This window comes from Alishewanella sp. d11, from assembly GCF_049390205.1.
Taxonomy (GTDB): Bacteria; Pseudomonadota; Gammaproteobacteria; order Enterobacterales; family Alteromonadaceae; genus Alishewanella.
On record NZ_CP186547.1, the window covers coordinates 3,341,596 to 3,358,418 of the forward strand.

Sequence of the window (16,823 nt, forward strand, 5' to 3'; positions counted from 1 at the left end):
GACTTTTTTGTTCAGGAAAACGCTTTTCATGCATCAAATCACCGGTAGAACTCTCGTTGGGTTAATGTTGGCACTCACCACGGCAATTTTGTGGGGAGTATTGCCTATCGCACTAAAAATACTGCTTGAGGTGTTTACGGCGAATACGATTACCGCAATCCGCTTTTTAGTTGCCGCGGTTATCGTGGGCATATGGTTAGGCATGCGCGGTAAATTACCTAAGCTCGCATTGTTAAAACAGCTAAAAATTGCCTGGCTAATGGTTGTGGCTATTGTAGGTTTATTACTTAATTATATTTTTTACTTGTCTGGCTTACATCTACTGACGGCTGAAACGGCACAAACCTTAATTCAACTTGCGCCTTTTTTGATGATGCTTGGCGGAATTATTATCTTTAAAGAACGTTTTTTATTTTGGCAACGAGTAGGCGCCACCTTGTTAGTCATGGGCTTATTGTTGTTCTTTAATGAACGCCTTTTTACGCTATTAAGTCAGGCGGGGAGTGAAACACTTGGCGTACTATTAGTTGTGGTGGCGGCGATTACTTGGGCCGCTTATGCGTTAGCGCAAAAACAGTTATTAATGCACTACAACTCAAAGCAAATTATGTATCTTATTTATTTTGCAGGTACTTTTGCCTTTATGCCAGTCTCTGACTTTGCTCCAGTTGCAGATTTAACGCTATTACAATGGTCACTGTTGCTATTTTGTTGTTTAAATACCGTAGTGGCTTATGGTGCCTTTGCTGAGGCGTTACATCATTGGGAGGCGTCAAAAGTCAGTGCGGTTTTAGCGATCACCCCTTTGTTAACCATTCTAAGTGCAAATGTTGTCGCTTGGATCTGGCCACAATTTTCGCCACAGCAGCTGAATCTTTGGTCTTGGATGGGGGCCTTATTGGTCGTTGCGGGTTCGGCATTAACTGCTTTAGCACCGCAATTTGTCGATTATCGAAACGCTCGAAAAAGTCGTAAACTTCAGCAACAACCGTAATTGAAAAGCGTCGCCAGCAAACATAATGCAGGTAAGAAGATGCCCCAGTAGTTAGGGCATCTTTTACAGAAGAGGTTATTTAACCGTAACAATCTTACAGGTATTGGAAGCGCCGACCTGCAACATCACATCCCCATGGGTAATGATGACTAAATCACCCGCAACTAAACCGGCTTGTTGACGAATCACATCAATTGCACGATCGGCAAGCTCTGCGACATCAACTTCGGTGCTATCAAAGTAGGCAGGATAGACACCACGGTACATGGCCATCTTGTTTAAGGTTTTTACATGGCGTGATAAAGCGTAGATAGGTTGCGATGAGGTAATGCGCGACATTAATTTTGCTGTATAACCAGACTCTGTCAAAGTAATTATCGCTTTAATGCCGGCTAAGTGATTAGCGGCATACATCGCAGATAAGGCGATCGTTTCGCTCACTTCTGTGAAGCTAAGATTCATACGATGCTTGGAGCTTTGAATAGAAGGGTGCTTTTCTGCACCATTACAAACTCGCACCATGGCTTTTACTGTTTCAACCGGGTATTTACCAGCCGCCGTCTCCGCAGAGAGCATAACGCCATCAGTCCCATCTAATACCGCGTTAGCAACATCCATCACTTCAGCACGGGTAGGCATTGGGTTTTCAATCATGCTCTCCATCATCTGTGTGGCAGTGATAACGATACGATTTAACTGACGAGAGCGTGCAATAATGCGTTTTTGCTGACCGACTAACTCTGCATCGCCGATTTCTACACCCAGATCACCACGCGCAACCATCACCGCATCAGAGGCCCGAATAATATCATCTAGGGTTTCATCATCAGCTACCGCTTCAGCTCGTTCTACTTTGGCCATAATGCGCGCTTCAGAACCGGCAGCTTGCGCTAATTCGCGTGCAAGCCTTAAGTCATCACCACAGCGTGGGAAAGAGACGGCAAGATAATCTACATCGATAGCCGCCGCAGTAATAATATCACGCTTATCTTTCTCGGTAAGGGCAGGGGCTGTTAAGCCACCGCCTTGGCGATTAATACCTTTATTATTACTGAGCTTACCGCCAACCGTAACCGTTGTAACTACGCGCTCACCTTTAACAGCAGTAACTTGTAACTGGATCCGTCCGTCGTCAAGTAACAGCAAATCACCGGGCTTAACATCTTGTGGTAACTCTTTGTAATCAATACCGACTTGTTGAGCATCGCCTTCGCCCTTGGCTAAAGCAGCATCAAGTACAAAACTCTGTCCTTCTTCTAAAAAAACTGAGCCATCTTTAAAAGTAGAAACGCGAATTTTCGGGCCTTGTAAATCACCTAAAATAGCGACATGACAACCTAACTTACTCGCAGCCGCTCTCACCATTTCGGCGCGTTCTTTATGATCTTCAGCTGCGCCGTGAGAAAAGTTCAAACGAAAAACACTGGCACCTGCCTGTATGAGTTTTTCAATGGTGGCTTGAGTATTGGTTGCTGGGCCTAAGGTTGCGACAATTTTAGTTCTTCTACGCATTGAAAACTCCTGCTGTTTGAGTGCACAAAAAAAAGCATGCAACTAGTCTAATGTAATTTTATTACAGAATATAGCGTAGATCTGAATTAAAATTACAAAGAAACTCATCGTACCTGATTAATTTACGGCATCTTTTTTATCAAAGCGTGAGCCACGTAAGCTGTCTTTCACCTTTTTCAGGTTCTCTCTAAACTTACTGCCACGACGCAGGGTAAAGCCAGTCGCTAAGATATCAATGAGTACTAACTGTGCCACACGAGAGGCCATAGGCATATACATATCGGTGTCTTCAGGCACATCAAGTGATAACACCAGCGTACATTCACGGGCGAGAGGGCTATCGTAGGCGGTGATCCCAATAACGGTCGCATCGTTTTCCCGAGCAATCGCAGCAATATCACATAAATTTTTGGTGCGGCCCGTATGGCTGATACACACCACCACATCGCCATCGCTGCTATTAATAGCAGACATACGTTGCATAACAATGTCATCAAAACAAACAACAGGCACATTAAAACGGAAAAATTTGTTTTGCGCATCATGCGCGACAGAGGCTGAAGCTCCTAAACCAAAAAAAGAAATTTTCTTTGCTTGGGTTAAGACATCTACCGCCCGATTAATGGCGCTAATATCAACCCTTTGCCGTGCCGTATCCAATGCCGCCATAGTTGATTCAAAAATCTTGGCAGTGTAGGCTTCAGGACCATCTTCTTCTTCAACATGGCGATTTACATAAGGCGTACCGTTTGCCAGACTTTGCGCCAAATGCAATTTAAAGTCTGGAAACCCTTTAGTGTCTAAACGACGACAAAAACGGTTTACGGTTGGCTCACTAACATCTGCCATCTTAGCCAGAGCAGCAATGCTGCTGTGGATCGTCATTTGTGGGTTAGCCAAAATGACATCTGCAACCTTGCGTTCAGATTTGCTGAAGTTATTGACGGTGCTAACAATTTTTTCCAGTACATTCATTCGCGGATACCTGCGCTTGTCTGTTCCCGTTGCATCGAGACAGGATTGCTAAGTTAAATTTTGCTGTTTGCTACACTGTGCTATTTCAATAGATGAAACAAAACAGTACTAAATTTACCACAAATCTCGAGGAAAGCGATAAAAGCTGCACTATAATATAGGGATATTCGATATTTAGACTATTTTGTAATTTAATTACATGATATTGCGTTTACAAGCGACATTTAGTCCGTTAGTATGGGTTTAAGTGTTGTAAAATTACATCTTATCAAGGCTGAGTTATGACAACCACAACGCACAACCAAGCATGTGATCTTATTCTTTTTGGCACCAAAGGTGATTTAGCCAGAAGAAAATTATTACCCGCACTCTATCAATTAGAAAAAGCCGGCTTACTTGCTGCCGATTCACGTATTATTGGTGTGGCTCGTGATGAAATGGACAGCGCTGCTTACATCGAATTGGTGAAGACCAATCTTGTTCGATTTTTAAAAACTGAACCTCTGGATGAACAAGTTTGGGCAACCCTAGCCAGTAAGTTGCATTATGTTGCTATTGATTTAACCAAAACATCGGATTACCAAAAGCTTAATAACGTCGTTGATATTACTCAACGTATTCCTGTGAGTTATTTTGCCACTCCGCCTTCGCTATTTGGCGATCTTTGTCGTGGTTTAGCTGAAGCTGGTTTAGCGGCTGAACCTTCTCGGGTTGTGCTGGAAAAACCGATTGGTCATGATTTGGCTTCATCTCGCGTGATTAACGATAAAGTGGCTGAATATTTCAAAGAATGCCAGATCTACCGTATTGACCACTATCTTGGTAAAGAAACCGTACTTAACTTACTGGCTTTACGCTTCGCCAATGCCATTTTTGCCTCAAATTGGGACCATAACGCCATTGACCATGTACAGATCACTGTAGCTGAAGAAGTCGGTGTTGAAGGTCGCTGGAGTTATTACGATGACGCAGGGCAAATGCGTGATATGGTGCAAAACCATCTGCTACAAGTTTTATCTCTTATTGCCATGGAACCTCCGGCTAGACTTGATGCCGACAGTATTCGTGATGAAAAGCTAAAAGTGTTAAAGGCTTTACGCCGTATCGACCATACTAATGTGCAAGAAAAAACCGTACGCGGCCAGTATACCTCAGGCTTTGCTACCGGTCAGGCAGTTCCGGGCTATTTAGAAGAAGAGGGCGCTCGGCCTAATAGTAAAACCGAAACTTTTGTTGCCATTAAAGTTGATATTGATAATTGGCGCTGGGCTGGTGTGCCTTTTTACTTGAGAACGGGTAAACGCATGCCGAAAAAGCACAGTGAAGTGGTAATTTGTTTTAAACCACAACCCCATAATATTTTTCATGAAACCTATCGAGAATTACCTGCGAACAAGCTGATCATTCGTTTACAACCCGATGAAGGAGTTGAAATTCAAATGATGAATAAAATTCCTGGTCTCGGTGAGCACATGCGCTTACAACAAAGCAAGTTAGATCTAAGTTTTGATGAAACCTTTAAGTCGCAGCGCATTGCCGATGCTTACGAGCGTTTGTTATTGGAGGCGATGCTGGGTAATCAATATCTGTTTGTGCGCCGTGATGAAGTTGAACAAGCTTGGCAGTGGGTGGATGGCATTATTAACGCTTGGCGCAATAGCAACGAGCCACCTAAGTCATATCAATCAGGTAGTTGGGGCCCTGTATCGGCTATTTCGATGATGGCGCGTGACGATAGAAATTGGGATGAATAAAAATGCATGTGCTTCATCAGTTTGACGACAGTAACGTTTTAAACCAAGACTTTGCGAAGCGCTTAGTTAATATTCTAACCGATGCGATTGCGCAGCGTGATGCCGCCTATTTAGTGGTGTCAGGTGGTCGTACTCCGCAGGCGTTATTTAAAACACTGGCAGCAACGCCTTTAGCTTGGGAAAAAGTAACCATTTTATTGGCAGATGATCGTTATCTGCCTATTGATTCTGAGCAAAGCAATGAGCGGTTAGTCAAAGCAACTTTACTACAAGAATTCGCTGCAAAAGCTACTTTTGTCAGTTTATACGCGCCCGCAGACGATGCCTTTGCTGCCATCCCAGAGATTTTAGCAAGAGTCGAAGCGTTACCTTGTTTTGATGCTGTCATTTTAGGGATGGGTGAAGATGGCCATACTGCATCGCTATTCCCTTGTAGCGCCCAGCTTAGCCTTGGTTTAAGTGATACCGCGCCTGTTGTACTTGCAACGGAGCCCACTACTGCGCCTTTTCAACGAATTAGTCTTAGCAAGGCTCGCTTAATGCATAGCAGACATATTTTTTTACACCTGGTGGGAGAGAACAAGTTTCCTGTTTTACAACAGGCACTTGAGAATACTGATCCCATGCATATGCCCATTAGCGCTTTTTTACATCATCCAGCATTGTGTGTTGACGTGATGTATTCACCGAAATAGAGGTCAATGATGAACCCAGTAATTCAGCAGGTTACCGATCGTATTATTGCTCGTAGCAGTAAAAGCCGGGCAATTTATTTAGCCAGACTCGAGCAAGCACGACAAAAAGGCCCTCATCGCGGTGCTTTGAGTTGTGGCAACTTAGCGCATGGTTTTGCTGCGTGTAATGCGCAAGATAAAGCGGATTTACGTAGCTTAACGAAAACCAATATTGGAATTATTTCGTCCTACAATGATATGTTATCTGCGCATCAGCCTTATCAAAGCTACCCTGATTTGATTAAAAAAGCGGTGAATGAAGTCGGTAGTGTTGCACAATTTGCTGGTGGTGTGCCTGCGATGTGTGATGGCGTTACGCAAGGCCAACCGGGGATGGAGTTAAGCTTACTAAGCCGTGATGTTATTGCTATGTCAGCTGCTGTAGGGTTATCGCATAATATGTTCGATGGTGGCTTGATGCTGGGGATCTGTGACAAAATTGTCCCTGGCTTGCTAATGTCGGCACTTAGTTTTGGTCACTTACCCTTTATCTTTATTCCCGCTGGCCCTATGCCCTCTGGCATTCCGAATAAAGAAAAAGCGCGAGTTCGTCAGCTGTTTGCTGAAGGTAAAGTTGGCAAAGAAGAATTATTAGAAGCAGAAGCGAAATCTTATCACTCTGCCGGCACGTGCACCTTTTACGGTACAGCCAACTCCAACCAGTTAGTGGTTGAAATGATGGGCTTGCATTTACCTGGTTCGTCTTTTGTTAACCCGAATACACCACTACGGGATGAATTAACTAAAGCCGCTGCCAGACAAGTTACGCGCTTAACAGATCTAGGTACAGACTATTTGCCTATCGGTAAATTGGTTGATGCCAAGGCGATTGTTAATGGTATTGTGGGATTACTCGCCACGGGTGGTTCTACCAATCATACCATGCACTTAGTTGCCGTTGCCCGCTCTGCAGGCTTTATTGTGAACTGGGATGATTTTGCTGATCTCTCAGATGCTACGCCGTTAATTACTCGGATTTATCCAAATGGTCAGGCTGATATCAATCACTTCCAACATGCCGGTGGTATGGCGTATTTGATTCGTACGCTGTTAGATAACGGTTTGGTACATGAAGATGTGCAAACCATCGCAGGTCCTGGGCTGCGTCGTTATACCCAAGTTCCAGTGTTGCAAGATGGCAAATTAGTCTGGGTAGATGGACCAACGGAATCAGGGGATACAGAAGTTTTAACTTCAGCTGCGAAGCCCTTTAAACCGCATGGTGGTTTGATTTTAATGTCGGGCAATATTGGCCGTGCAGTAATGAAAACCTCTTCTTTACGTTCAGGTACCGAGGTTGTTAAAGCACCTGCAGTGGTGTTTCATAGCCAGCATGAACTGGATGCCGCTTTTAAAGCCGGTGAATTAAATAAAGACTGTGTTGTGGTTGTGCGTTTCCAAGGCCCGAAAGCCTGTGGTATGCCAGAATTACACAAGTTAACTCCACCTTTGGGGGTATTGCAGGATAAAGGTTACAAAGTGGCCTTAGTGACTGACGGCAGAATGTCTGGCGCCTCAGGTAAGGTACCGGCCGCGATACATTTAACCCCTGAAGCAGTTGATGGTGGCAACATTGCAAAAATCCAAACCGGTGATTTACTGTTAGTTGATGGCGAGACCGGCAAGTTAGAAATTTTAGTGGATACAGCAGAATTAGCCGCGAGACCTTTAGCTACTACTGATCTGTCGGCAAACCACTATGGAATGGGTCGTGAAATGTTTGGTGTGATGCGTCTGCAGTTAACAGGGGCCGAGCAAGGTGCTTGCAGCTTGTTTATCACTGAGGAACATTTGCATGGCTAATATGCGTCAATTTGCCATAGTTGCCGATATTGGTGGCACTAATGCGCGATTTAGTCGTGTGGCTTTAGATACTTTAGCACTGGATCTCGTTGCCGTTTATCCCTGTGCGGATTTTGCCAGTTTGGCAGATGCACTAACGCATTACCAAACACAACAACAGCTGAGCCATATCAAGGACGTTGCCATCGCCATTGCTTGTCCTGTTAATGGTGATAATGTGCAAATGACTAATTTTCATTGGCAGTTTTCAATACAGGCTATGCAGAGTCAATTACAGCTGAACACCTTGCTGGTAATGAATGACTTTACGGCTGTTGCGATGTGTTTGCCGGCGCTTGCTGAAGATCAAAAAATTCAGATTGGTGGTGAAGCCGCGCAAAGCGGTAAACCGATGGCAGTACTTGGGGCTGGGACAGGCCTAGGTGTTGCGCATTTAATCCCAGTAGCAGACAAGTACATTCCATTACCTGGCGAGGGGGGACATGTCGATTGGGCACCACAAAACGAACAGGAATGGTTTATTCAGCGTTACTTGGCAGCACAATTTGGCCATGTTTCACCTGAACGTTTGTTATCTGGTCCGGGTTTAGAAGCACTCTACTCGGCTTTAGCGGCCTATCAAAGTCTAACAACACCAGCGCTGAATGCTGGTGAAATTGGACAACAGGCTTTAAGTAATACCTCTGATCTAGCAAAGGCTGCTGTGCAACAGTTTTATGCCAGTTTAGGCAGTATTGCTGGAGATTTAGCGCTGACCTTAAGTACTTTTGGCGGTGTTTATATCGCTGGCGGTATTGTACCTAAGTTGCTGCCACTGCTGAGTGCTAGCGAATTCAGAGCTCGCTTTGAAGCTAAAGGCCGTTTTGCTGAGTTTAATCGACAAATTCCTATTTTTATTGTTACTGCGGAGCAACCAGGCTTGTTGGGTGCCGCAGTGTATTTAAAACAAACATTGGCGGGTTAAGTTATGGCATTTACGAATTGGCAATTACAATCATCCGCGGTGTTTGCTATGGGGCCAGTTGTCCCAGTCATTGTTATAAAAGATCTGGCAGATGCGGTGCCCTTGGCTAAGGCCTTGTTAGCTGGTGGTATTAAGGTGTTAGAAGTAACACTTCGCACACCTCAAGCACTTGCTGCAATTAAACTCCTTGCTGAGGAAGTGCCTGAGGCCGTGGTAGGTGCAGGTACGGTAACGAATGCAGAACAGTTAAATGCAGTGATTGCTGCAGGCGCAAAATTTGCTATTAGCCCTGGGATGACGCGTGAGTTATTGCAAGCGGGTAAAGAAGCCAGCATCCCATTAATTCCGGGTATTGCTAGTATCTCTGAGTTGATGGAAGGGATGAGCCTAGGTTATACCCATTTTAAGTTTTTCCCGGCTGAAGCCGCTGGTGGCGTGAAAACCTTAAAATCAATTTATGGCCCTTTTGCGGATATCCGTTTTTGTCCAACAGGGGGTATTAATGAACAAAACTATCGTGATTATTTAGCCTTGCCTAATGTCAGTTGTGTTGGTGGTTCTTGGATTGTTCCTGATAATGCCATCGCTGAGAAAGCATGGCATAAGATCACTGAGCTGACCGCAAAAGCCGTAGCCTCTGCGCTATAAAATGTCATTTTGTTGTGTTCTAATAAAAAACCGGTATAGCCGGTTTTTTCGTTTATTACGTAGAAATATCTTCAGGCGTTATTGCCATCTTTTTGAGTTTTTTGTGCAAAGCGCGTATAGTAGCGCTCCTTTTTAGCTGTATAACTCAGTAACGGACCAATTTGTGATTTCAACCAATAACATTACCATGCAATTCGGCGCTAAGCCGTTGTTTGAAAATATCTCTGTTAAATTTGGCGATGGTAATCGCTATGGTTTAATTGGCGCTAACGGCTGTGGCAAGTCGACCTTTATGAAAATTTTAAGTCGTGAGTTAGAGCCAACCGCAGGTAATGTGTTTGTTGAGCCAAACCATCGAGTGGCTAAATTACATCAGGACCAATTTGCTTTTGAACAGTATACGGTAATTGATACTGTTATTATGGGCCATGCTGAACTGTGGGCAGTAAAATCCGAACGTGATCGTATCTATTCTGCACCAGAAATGACTGAAGAAGATGGCATGAAAGTGGCTGATTTAGAAGTCGCTTTTGGTGAAATGGATGGTTACTCAGCAGAATCACGCGCAGGTGAATTGTTATTGGGCGTAGGTATTCCGATTGAATTGCACTATGGCCTGATGTCAGCAGTTGCGCCTGGCTTTAAGTTAAGGGTTTTATTAGCTCAGGTACTGTTCGCTGATCCGGAGATTATGTTACTTGACGAACCCACCAACAACTTGGATATCAATACCATACGTTGGTTAGAAAATGTCTTGGCAGAGCGTAATTCGACCATGGTTATTATTTCGCACGACCGTCACTTTTTAAATAGCGTTTGTACTCATATGGCTGATTTAGATTTTGGTGAGCTGCGCGTTTATCCAGGTAACTATGACGAATATATGACCGCTGCGACTCAGGCGCGTGAGCGTTTGTTATCAGACAATGCCAAAAAGAAAGCTCAAATTGCCGAACTACAAACCTTTGTTAGCCGCTTTTCTGCAAATGCTTCTAAAGCACGCCAAGCGACTAGTCGTGCTAAACAAATTGAAAAAATTCAGTTAGAAGAAGTAAAAGCGTCTAGCCGCGTAAACCCTTTTATCCGTTTTGAACAGCAAAAACAGCTTTACCGCTTAGCATTAGAAGTTGAAGGTTTAAATAAAAGTTTTGGTGATCTGCATTTATTAAAAGACCTGAAATTGACCATTGAAGTAGGTGAAAAAGTGGCTATTCTGGGGGCCAACGGTATTGGTAAATCAACCTTATTAAAATGTTTAGTGGGTGATTTAACACCGGAAAGTGGTATGGTGAAATGGTCTGAAAATGTTACCATTGGTTATTATGCTCAGGATCATGCGCATGAGTTTGCAGAAGATGTCAGCTTATTTGATTGGATGAGCCAATGGAAGCAACCCTCTGATGATGAGCAAGCTATCCGCGGTATTCTAGGGCGCCTACTGTTTTCACAAGATGAGATTAAGAAATCGGTTAAAGTCTTATCAGGGGGCGAGCAGGGCCGTATGCTATTCGGAAAACTGATGTTACAAAGACCGAATATTTTGATTATGGATGAGCCGACTAACCACCTTGATATGGAATCCATTGAGTCTTTAAACTTGGCACTTGAGCATTATAAAGGCACCTTGTTGTTTGTCAGCCATGACCGCGAATTTGTCTCTTCTTTGGCCAGTCGTATTATTGAAATAACCGATCAAGATGTTCGAAACTTTGTCGGCAGTTACGAAGAATACTTGGTACAACAATTAGCTTTACAAGCTGCACAACGCTAAGAAAATGAAACCGGCAGCAAAGTTTTGTTGCCGGTTTCATTGTTTTTTCAGAAACTACCCCCATCTTTACTTTATAAAGCGTGTATTCTTAAAACCATCGCTGTTATTGTAGTTATTTGGATTAGCGATGAGTTAGCGTGATACTTTAAACACAGGGGATTTTTATGAAGATTAATATCGGTATTGATGAAGAGCAGCGCAAAGCGATTGCACATGGGTTATCTGTATTACTGGCAGATACTTACACACTCTATTTGAAAACCCACAATTATCACTGGAACGTAACAGGCCCAATGTTCCAAACCCTCCATACCTTATTTGAAACACAATATACCGAGCTAGCCGTTGCCGTGGATGATATTGCGGAACGTATTCGCGCGTTGGGTGAGTTTGCACCAGGTTCTTATAAAGAATACGCTAAGCTGACTAACTTAAAAGAAGCGGATGGTATTCCTGCAGCCGAAGATATGATTAAGGATCTGGTTAAAGGTCAAGAGGCTATTGCTAAAACGGCACGTTCAATTGTACCGGTAGCCGATGGTGCTTCTGATGAAGTCACGCTAGATTTACTGACACAACGCATGACAGTACATGAAAAAAATGCGTGGATGCTGCGCAGTTTAGTTGCCTAGTTACCTGTTCCTACAAAATAAGAGGGGAGCGCAATGCTCCCTTTTTTTACATCTTACTGTACCACTTTGGTCTAAAAACTTAACTTAATCGTGGTTTTTTGTTATTCCATCTGACATCCTAGCCATCTGGATGTGTTATCATCCGGCCGCCCAAATCTGGGCAATACCCTACTTGTAAACTAACTAAAAACATAGGTCAAAAAATGCGCATCCTCTTATTGCTTTTTACTGCAACGCTGATGCTATTTAGCTCGCAGTCATTTGCCGCTTCATCAGGTCAATTAGAACTCACTCACTCTGTCGTAGGCTTCATTTGTGTTGGTATCTTTGTAGTTGCCTATACGCTCGTTATGGGTGAAGAAAAGTTACATATGCGTAAATCTAAGCCAGTGCTGGTGGCTGCTGGTTTAATTTGGATGCTGATTGGCTGGGTATATATTCAGCATGGCTTACCGGGAGTGACGGAGGAAGCCTTCCGACATAATTTACTTGAGTTTGCAGAGTTGATGTTATTTTTGCTCGTTGCCATGACGTACATTAATGCCATGGAAGAGCGCTTACTTTTTGATGCTCTGCGCGCTTGGATGATCAGAAAAGGCTTTAGCTATCAAAACTTATTTTGGATCACCGGTTTTTTAGCCTTTTTTATCTCCCCTGTCGCGGACAATCTGACCACGGCGTTGCTGATGTGTGCCGTGGTCATGAAAGTGGCTGAGGGTGATAAGAAATTTATTAATTTATGCTGCGTCAATATCGTTGTTGCCGCCAATGCCGGTGGTGCTTTTAGTCCTTTTGGTGATATTACAACCTTAATGGTTTGGCAAGCCGGCCTTGTTAAGTTTCAAGAGTTTTTTGTGTTGTTTTTCCCGGCACTGGTCAATTTCTTGATTCCTGCTGTAATCATGAGCTTTTTTATCGAAAAACGTAAACCTTCTGCCGTGGAAGAAGATGTTGAATTAAAGCGCGGTGCAATTCGTATTGTCTGCCTCTTTCTATTCACCATTGCGACAGCTGTAGCTTGTCATACTTTACTGCATCTGCCGCCTGTATTGGGCATGATGATGGGCTTAGGCTACTTACAGTTTTTTGGATATTTCTTACGTATGACGTTGCCAGGCTCGCTAGCACGTAAAAAAGCGATGGCGGAAAGAGCAGGTGACATTGAACGTCTGCGTCGTTTAGGGGGCGTGGTGCCTTTCGATGTATTTAGTAAAGTACAACGAGCAGAGTGGGATACCTTGTTATTCTTCTATGGCGTGGTTATGTGTGTGGGCGGACTAGGTTTTCTTGGTTACTTGGCGGTCATGTCTGATTTGTTATATACCCAGTGGGGCGCAACCAACGCCAATGTCGCGCTTGGTTTAATCTCTGCGGTAATTGATAATATCCCCGTGATGTTTGCGGTATTAACAATGCAACCTGAAATGTCGCATGGCCAATGGTTATTGATCACCTTAACTGCGGGGGTTGGTGGTAGTTTGTTATCTATTGGCTCAGCAGCAGGTGTGGCATTAATGGGGCAGGCCAGAGGGATGTATACTTTTGCAGGCCATCTCAAGTGGGCTCCAGTAATCGCTTTGGGCTATATTGCAGCGATTTTCCTGCACTTATGGCTTAATGCGGATTTATTTCTGATTTACGATTAAACCTTGCTAACCCAGAGTACACCTGATGTTACGGTGTACTCTGGCGTCCTTTTTATCCCGCTTATACTGTAAATCTGGCTGCTCACTGAAAATAACTAAAAATTTAAGATGAAAACTTGTAAAATGGCCAACAGCAGTAACACTAAATTTAGTTACTAAATAAATGTAAATAGTTGCAACCGGAGAAACGAGAATGAATGCGTTTCAATATGCGCAGAATGTAGTACAGCTCTTTTCATTGCCGGATAGTTATTTCCGCGTGCGCGAGTTACTTGAATCGGAAACAGCCGATCTAGATGATATCGCGGCTGTCATTTTGCTTGATCCTATTCTGACATCAAAGATTTTAAAGTTAGCCAACAGTGCCGTTTATCGTCTTCCTTATCAGGTAGACTCTATTACAAAAGCTTTATTGGTTTTAGGAAAAACCCAAGTTTATAACTTAGTGTTGAGTATTGGTATTAGTTCTGCGTGTAGTCAGTTAAATACGCAAGCGATTGATGTTGATCGTTTCTGGGAACAAAGCGTTAATGCAGCCCTCATCGCGAAATATTTAGCGGTACACTTGGGTTTTAAACACGCGGATAGAGTTTACGTATCGGGTTTATTACACAATATTGGTGAAATGGTTGTCGTGCAACAAAACCCAGATCTCGCCAGAGCTTGTCAGGACTATACGACAGAACGTAAACCTTGGCAGTTACAGCATAAAATCCTGGGCTTTACTTACGCGCAGTGCGGTGCTGAACTGTTAAATCTCTGGCAGTTACCTGATCCCATCGTTGAACCTTTAGCTCTGCAACACAATACGCATTTCGAGGCTCGCACAGCAGATCAACTGGTCGTACATCTTGCAGTGCGTTTAGCACTGGCTAATCAGCATCCAGAGCTTTATAGTAGTAAGACTTTGATTGATCCTTTTTTGCTTGAGCTGCTCAAGCTTGAACAAGCGGATCTGATCAAAGCGATTAATTTTTGTAATACTGAAGGGCTTTTTGTGTTATCCGTGCTCAACCCAAGGATTAGTGCTCTTTATTAATACCACCCGCCTGCCACTTTTCAGTGGCAGCTGCCATTTTCGGATTAGATCATGTCTGCTAATATTTCATCGAAGCGGCCTTTATATACCGGTTATGCTGGTTCGGCCTTACTAGAAACACCACTATTGAATAAAGGAAGCGCCTTCACTCGCGAAGAACGCGCCGCCTTTAATCTCACAGGATTATTACCGCCACGTTATGAAACAATAGAAGAGCAAGTAAGTCGCTGTTATCAACAATACCGTAGTTTCGATGAGGCGATAAATAAACATATTTATTTACGTGTGATTCAAGATAACAATGAAACCTTGTTTTACCGATTAGTCCAACAGCATTTAGAAGAAATGCTGCCAATTATCTATACGCCAACTGTCGGTGATGCGTGTGAGCAGTTTTCTGATATTTACCGCAGTGCTCGTGGACTATTCGTTAGTTATGAAGATCGTTATCAGTTAGATGATATCTTACGAAATGCCACTAAAGCCAAAGTCAAAGTGATTGTTGTCACGGATGGCGAACGGGTATTAGGTCTGGGCGACCAAGGTATCGGTGGTATGGGGATCTCTATTGGTAAGCTATCACTGTATACCGCATGTGGTGGTATTAGTCCGGCTTACACACTTCCCGTGATGTTAGATGTTGGTACCAATAACGAGAAGTTACTTAATGATCCTATGTATATGGGGTTACGTCAGAAAAGAGTATCTCAAGCTGATTATAATGAGTTTATTGATCTCTTTATTCAAGCAGTTAAACGTCGTTGGCCTGAAGCCATCATCCAGTTTGAAGATTTTGCTCAGCCCAATGCTATGCCAATTTTACAGCGCTACCGAGACCAAGTGTGCTGCTTTAACGATGATATCCAAGGTACAGCAGCAGTAACAGTCGGAACCTTACTGGCGGCCTGTCGTTCAAAGGGCTCGCAGTTAAAAGAGCAAAAAGTAGTGTTTGTTGGCGCCGGTTCAGCAGGCTGTGGTATTGCCGAACAAATTATCAGCCAGATGGTGGCAGAGGGCGCAACCGAGCAGCAAGCGCGCAGTCAGATCTATATGGTAGATCGCTTTGGTTTATTAACTGAAGGCATGGCTGATTTACGTGATTTCCAACAAGCCTTAGTACAAACAAAAGCAGCAACTGCGCAGTGGAGTTTCAGCGGTGAGTTTGCCAGTTTATTAGATGTGATGCATTGCGCGCAGCCTACTGTATTAATTGGGGTATCGGGTCAAGCGGGCTTGTTTACCGAAGAAATTATTCGGGCAATGAAAAAAGGCTGTTCACTTCCGATCATTTTTCCATTAAGTAATCCCTCACGTCAGGTAGAAGCGACACCAGAGCAAGTGATTAATTGGACGGAAGGCGACGTTATTATCGCCACCGGCAGCCCATTTAAACCAGTGACCTTTAACGACAAACAGTATTTGATTACTCAATGTAACAACAGTTACATTTTCCCCGGCATCGGCTTAGGCGTGATTGCAATAAAGGCGCGGTTAATTAGCGATGATATGCTAAGGGCCGCCAGTGAAACCTTAGCCGCTAATTCACCCTTGGCTAATACGGGAAAAGGGGGGCTGCTGCCGCCTTTCACTGAGCTATCAGCCTTAAGCAAAAAAATTGCTTTTGCAGTTGCCAAAGTGGCAATGAAGCAAGGCTTAGCGTTAGAGATTGACGACGTGCAATTGCAGGAGCGGATCGAAAATAATTTTTGGCGTCCTGAGTACCGTCAATATCGCAGAGTCAGCAATTAGTGCTACATCGCTATACTTTAGCAGGGGCTGCGTTATTCAGCCTCTGCTATTTTTTGAAGTAGCTGGCAAAGTTGCTGCTCAGTCTCCTGTTTTTGCTCAGCAAGTTCACTTAGCAAATTGATTGCAGTGGCAACTAATAACTGATCACGTGTAACTAAAGATTGCTCTATTGTTTGAGCAGTTAAACGCGCCTCTAATTCAGCCGCGGACATCATTAACTGTTGCAGTTTATCTGACGGATGTTTGAAGCGATACGCTCGGCCGAGAATCTCTATTTTACAAGACTCAACAGCACTCATTATTTAGCAACGACTTCACTTAAGCTACTGAGTAAGTTTTGCATTTTTTGTTGCAGCTGCTCTTGCAACTCATCTTTTTCTAACGCATCAAGTTGTAATAATTCATGTTGCTCTTGTAGTTGCGACAACTGCACGGTGAGTTGTTGGTTTTTTTCCAGCAGTCGCTGTACAGCAAGTTGTAATTCGGAAAAAAGCAGTTCAGTACTCATAAAGGCTCCGGTTGAGACTAAAAACGCGTACAGTACTGAAAGTCGAGGATGAATACCAGTGAAATAGGTTTAATCATCACTAACTGCATGATAT

General features: G+C 43.6%; 15 protein-coding genes. 11 read left to right on the top strand and 4 right to left on the bottom strand.

All coding sequences use genetic code 11. The features are described 5' to 3' along the window. Positions 1–28: 28 nt before the first annotated feature. Positions 29–994 carry a DMT family transporter gene (locus ACO1PK_RS15015; protein ID WP_423186412.1) on the top strand — a complete coding sequence of 322 codons (966 nt, stop codon included), beginning with the start codon at positions 29–31 and terminating at the stop codon, positions 992–994. A gap of 75 nt (positions 995–1,069) precedes the next feature. On the opposite strand, the gene pyk is transcribed toward ACO1PK_RS15015, so the two are convergent. After that, a complete protein-coding gene (gene pyk, locus ACO1PK_RS15020; protein ID WP_423186413.1) occupies positions 1,070–2,506 on the bottom strand; it encodes a pyruvate kinase in 1,437 nt (478 codons plus the stop codon). Between the two features lie 117 nt (positions 2,507–2,623). Continuing rightward, on the bottom strand, positions 2,624–3,481 hold the full coding sequence (locus tag ACO1PK_RS15025) for a MurR/RpiR family transcriptional regulator (RefSeq protein WP_423186414.1): 858 nt from the start codon (positions 3,479–3,481) through the stop codon (positions 2,624–2,626). A 281-nt stretch (positions 3,482–3,762) separates the two neighbouring features. On the opposite strand from ACO1PK_RS15025, the gene zwf reads away from it, so the two are divergent. From zwf to ACO1PK_RS15075, 10 genes are all read left to right on the top strand, one after another. After that, positions 3,763–5,235: a glucose-6-phosphate dehydrogenase gene (gene zwf, locus ACO1PK_RS15030; RefSeq protein WP_423186415.1), complete on the top strand. Its 1,473-nt coding sequence runs from the start codon at positions 3,763–3,765 to the stop codon at positions 5,233–5,235. A gap of 2 nt (positions 5,236–5,237) precedes the next feature. Further along, positions 5,238–5,930, top strand: a complete 693-nt coding sequence (gene pgl, locus ACO1PK_RS15035; protein WP_423186416.1) for a 6-phosphogluconolactonase — start codon at positions 5,238–5,240, stop codon at positions 5,928–5,930. Positions 5,931–5,939: 9 nt separating this feature from the next. Beyond that, positions 5,940–7,772, top strand: coding sequence for a phosphogluconate dehydratase (gene edd / locus ACO1PK_RS15040; protein WP_423188231.1), 1,833 nt, complete (start codon positions 5,940–5,942; stop codon positions 7,770–7,772). Next, positions 7,765–8,736 (top strand): glucokinase, encoded by a 972-nt coding sequence (locus tag ACO1PK_RS15045; protein WP_423186417.1) that lies wholly within the window; start codon positions 7,765–7,767, stop codon positions 8,734–8,736. Before edd ends, ACO1PK_RS15045 begins: the two co-directional genes overlap by 8 nt. 3 nt (positions 8,737–8,739) lie before the next feature. Then, a complete protein-coding gene (locus ACO1PK_RS15050; RefSeq protein ID WP_423186418.1) occupies positions 8,740–9,384 on the top strand; it encodes a bifunctional 4-hydroxy-2-oxoglutarate aldolase/2-dehydro-3-deoxy-phosphogluconate aldolase in 645 nt (214 codons plus the stop codon). A 163-nt stretch (positions 9,385–9,547) separates the two neighbouring features. Beyond that, positions 9,548–11,155 carry an ABC-F family ATPase gene (locus tag ACO1PK_RS15055; RefSeq protein WP_423186419.1) on the top strand — a complete coding sequence of 536 codons (1,608 nt, stop codon included), beginning with the start codon at positions 9,548–9,550 and terminating at the stop codon, positions 11,153–11,155. A gap of 164 nt (positions 11,156–11,319) precedes the next feature. Beyond that, complete coding sequence (locus tag ACO1PK_RS15060) at positions 11,320–11,787, top strand: Dps family protein (protein ID WP_423186420.1); 468 nt, start codon at positions 11,320–11,322, stop codon at positions 11,785–11,787. Between the two features lie 203 nt (positions 11,788–11,990). Continuing rightward, complete coding sequence (gene nhaD, locus ACO1PK_RS15065) at positions 11,991–13,433, top strand: sodium:proton antiporter NhaD (protein ID WP_423186421.1); 1,443 nt, start codon at positions 11,991–11,993, stop codon at positions 13,431–13,433. Between the two features lie 193 nt (positions 13,434–13,626). Beyond that, positions 13,627–14,472 (top strand): HDOD domain-containing protein, encoded by an 846-nt coding sequence (locus tag ACO1PK_RS15070; RefSeq protein ID WP_423186422.1) that lies wholly within the window; start codon positions 13,627–13,629, stop codon positions 14,470–14,472. 51 nt (positions 14,473–14,523) lie between these two features. Next, complete coding sequence (locus tag ACO1PK_RS15075; protein ID WP_423186423.1) at positions 14,524–16,221, top strand: NAD-dependent malic enzyme; 1,698 nt, start codon at positions 14,524–14,526, stop codon at positions 16,219–16,221. A gap of 32 nt (positions 16,222–16,253) precedes the next feature. Here the strand turns inward: ACO1PK_RS15075 and zapA are convergent, their stop codons facing one another. Together zapA and ACO1PK_RS15085 are read right to left on the bottom strand one after the other, a co-directional pair. Continuing rightward, positions 16,254–16,520, bottom strand: coding sequence for a cell division protein ZapA (gene zapA, locus ACO1PK_RS15080; protein ID WP_423186424.1), 267 nt, complete (start codon positions 16,518–16,520; stop codon positions 16,254–16,256). Then, positions 16,520–16,729, bottom strand: coding sequence for a hypothetical protein (locus ACO1PK_RS15085; protein WP_423186425.1), 210 nt, complete (start codon positions 16,727–16,729; stop codon positions 16,520–16,522). The genes zapA and ACO1PK_RS15085 overlap by 1 nt, the downstream gene beginning before the upstream one ends. Positions 16,730–16,823: the final 94 nt, after the last annotated feature.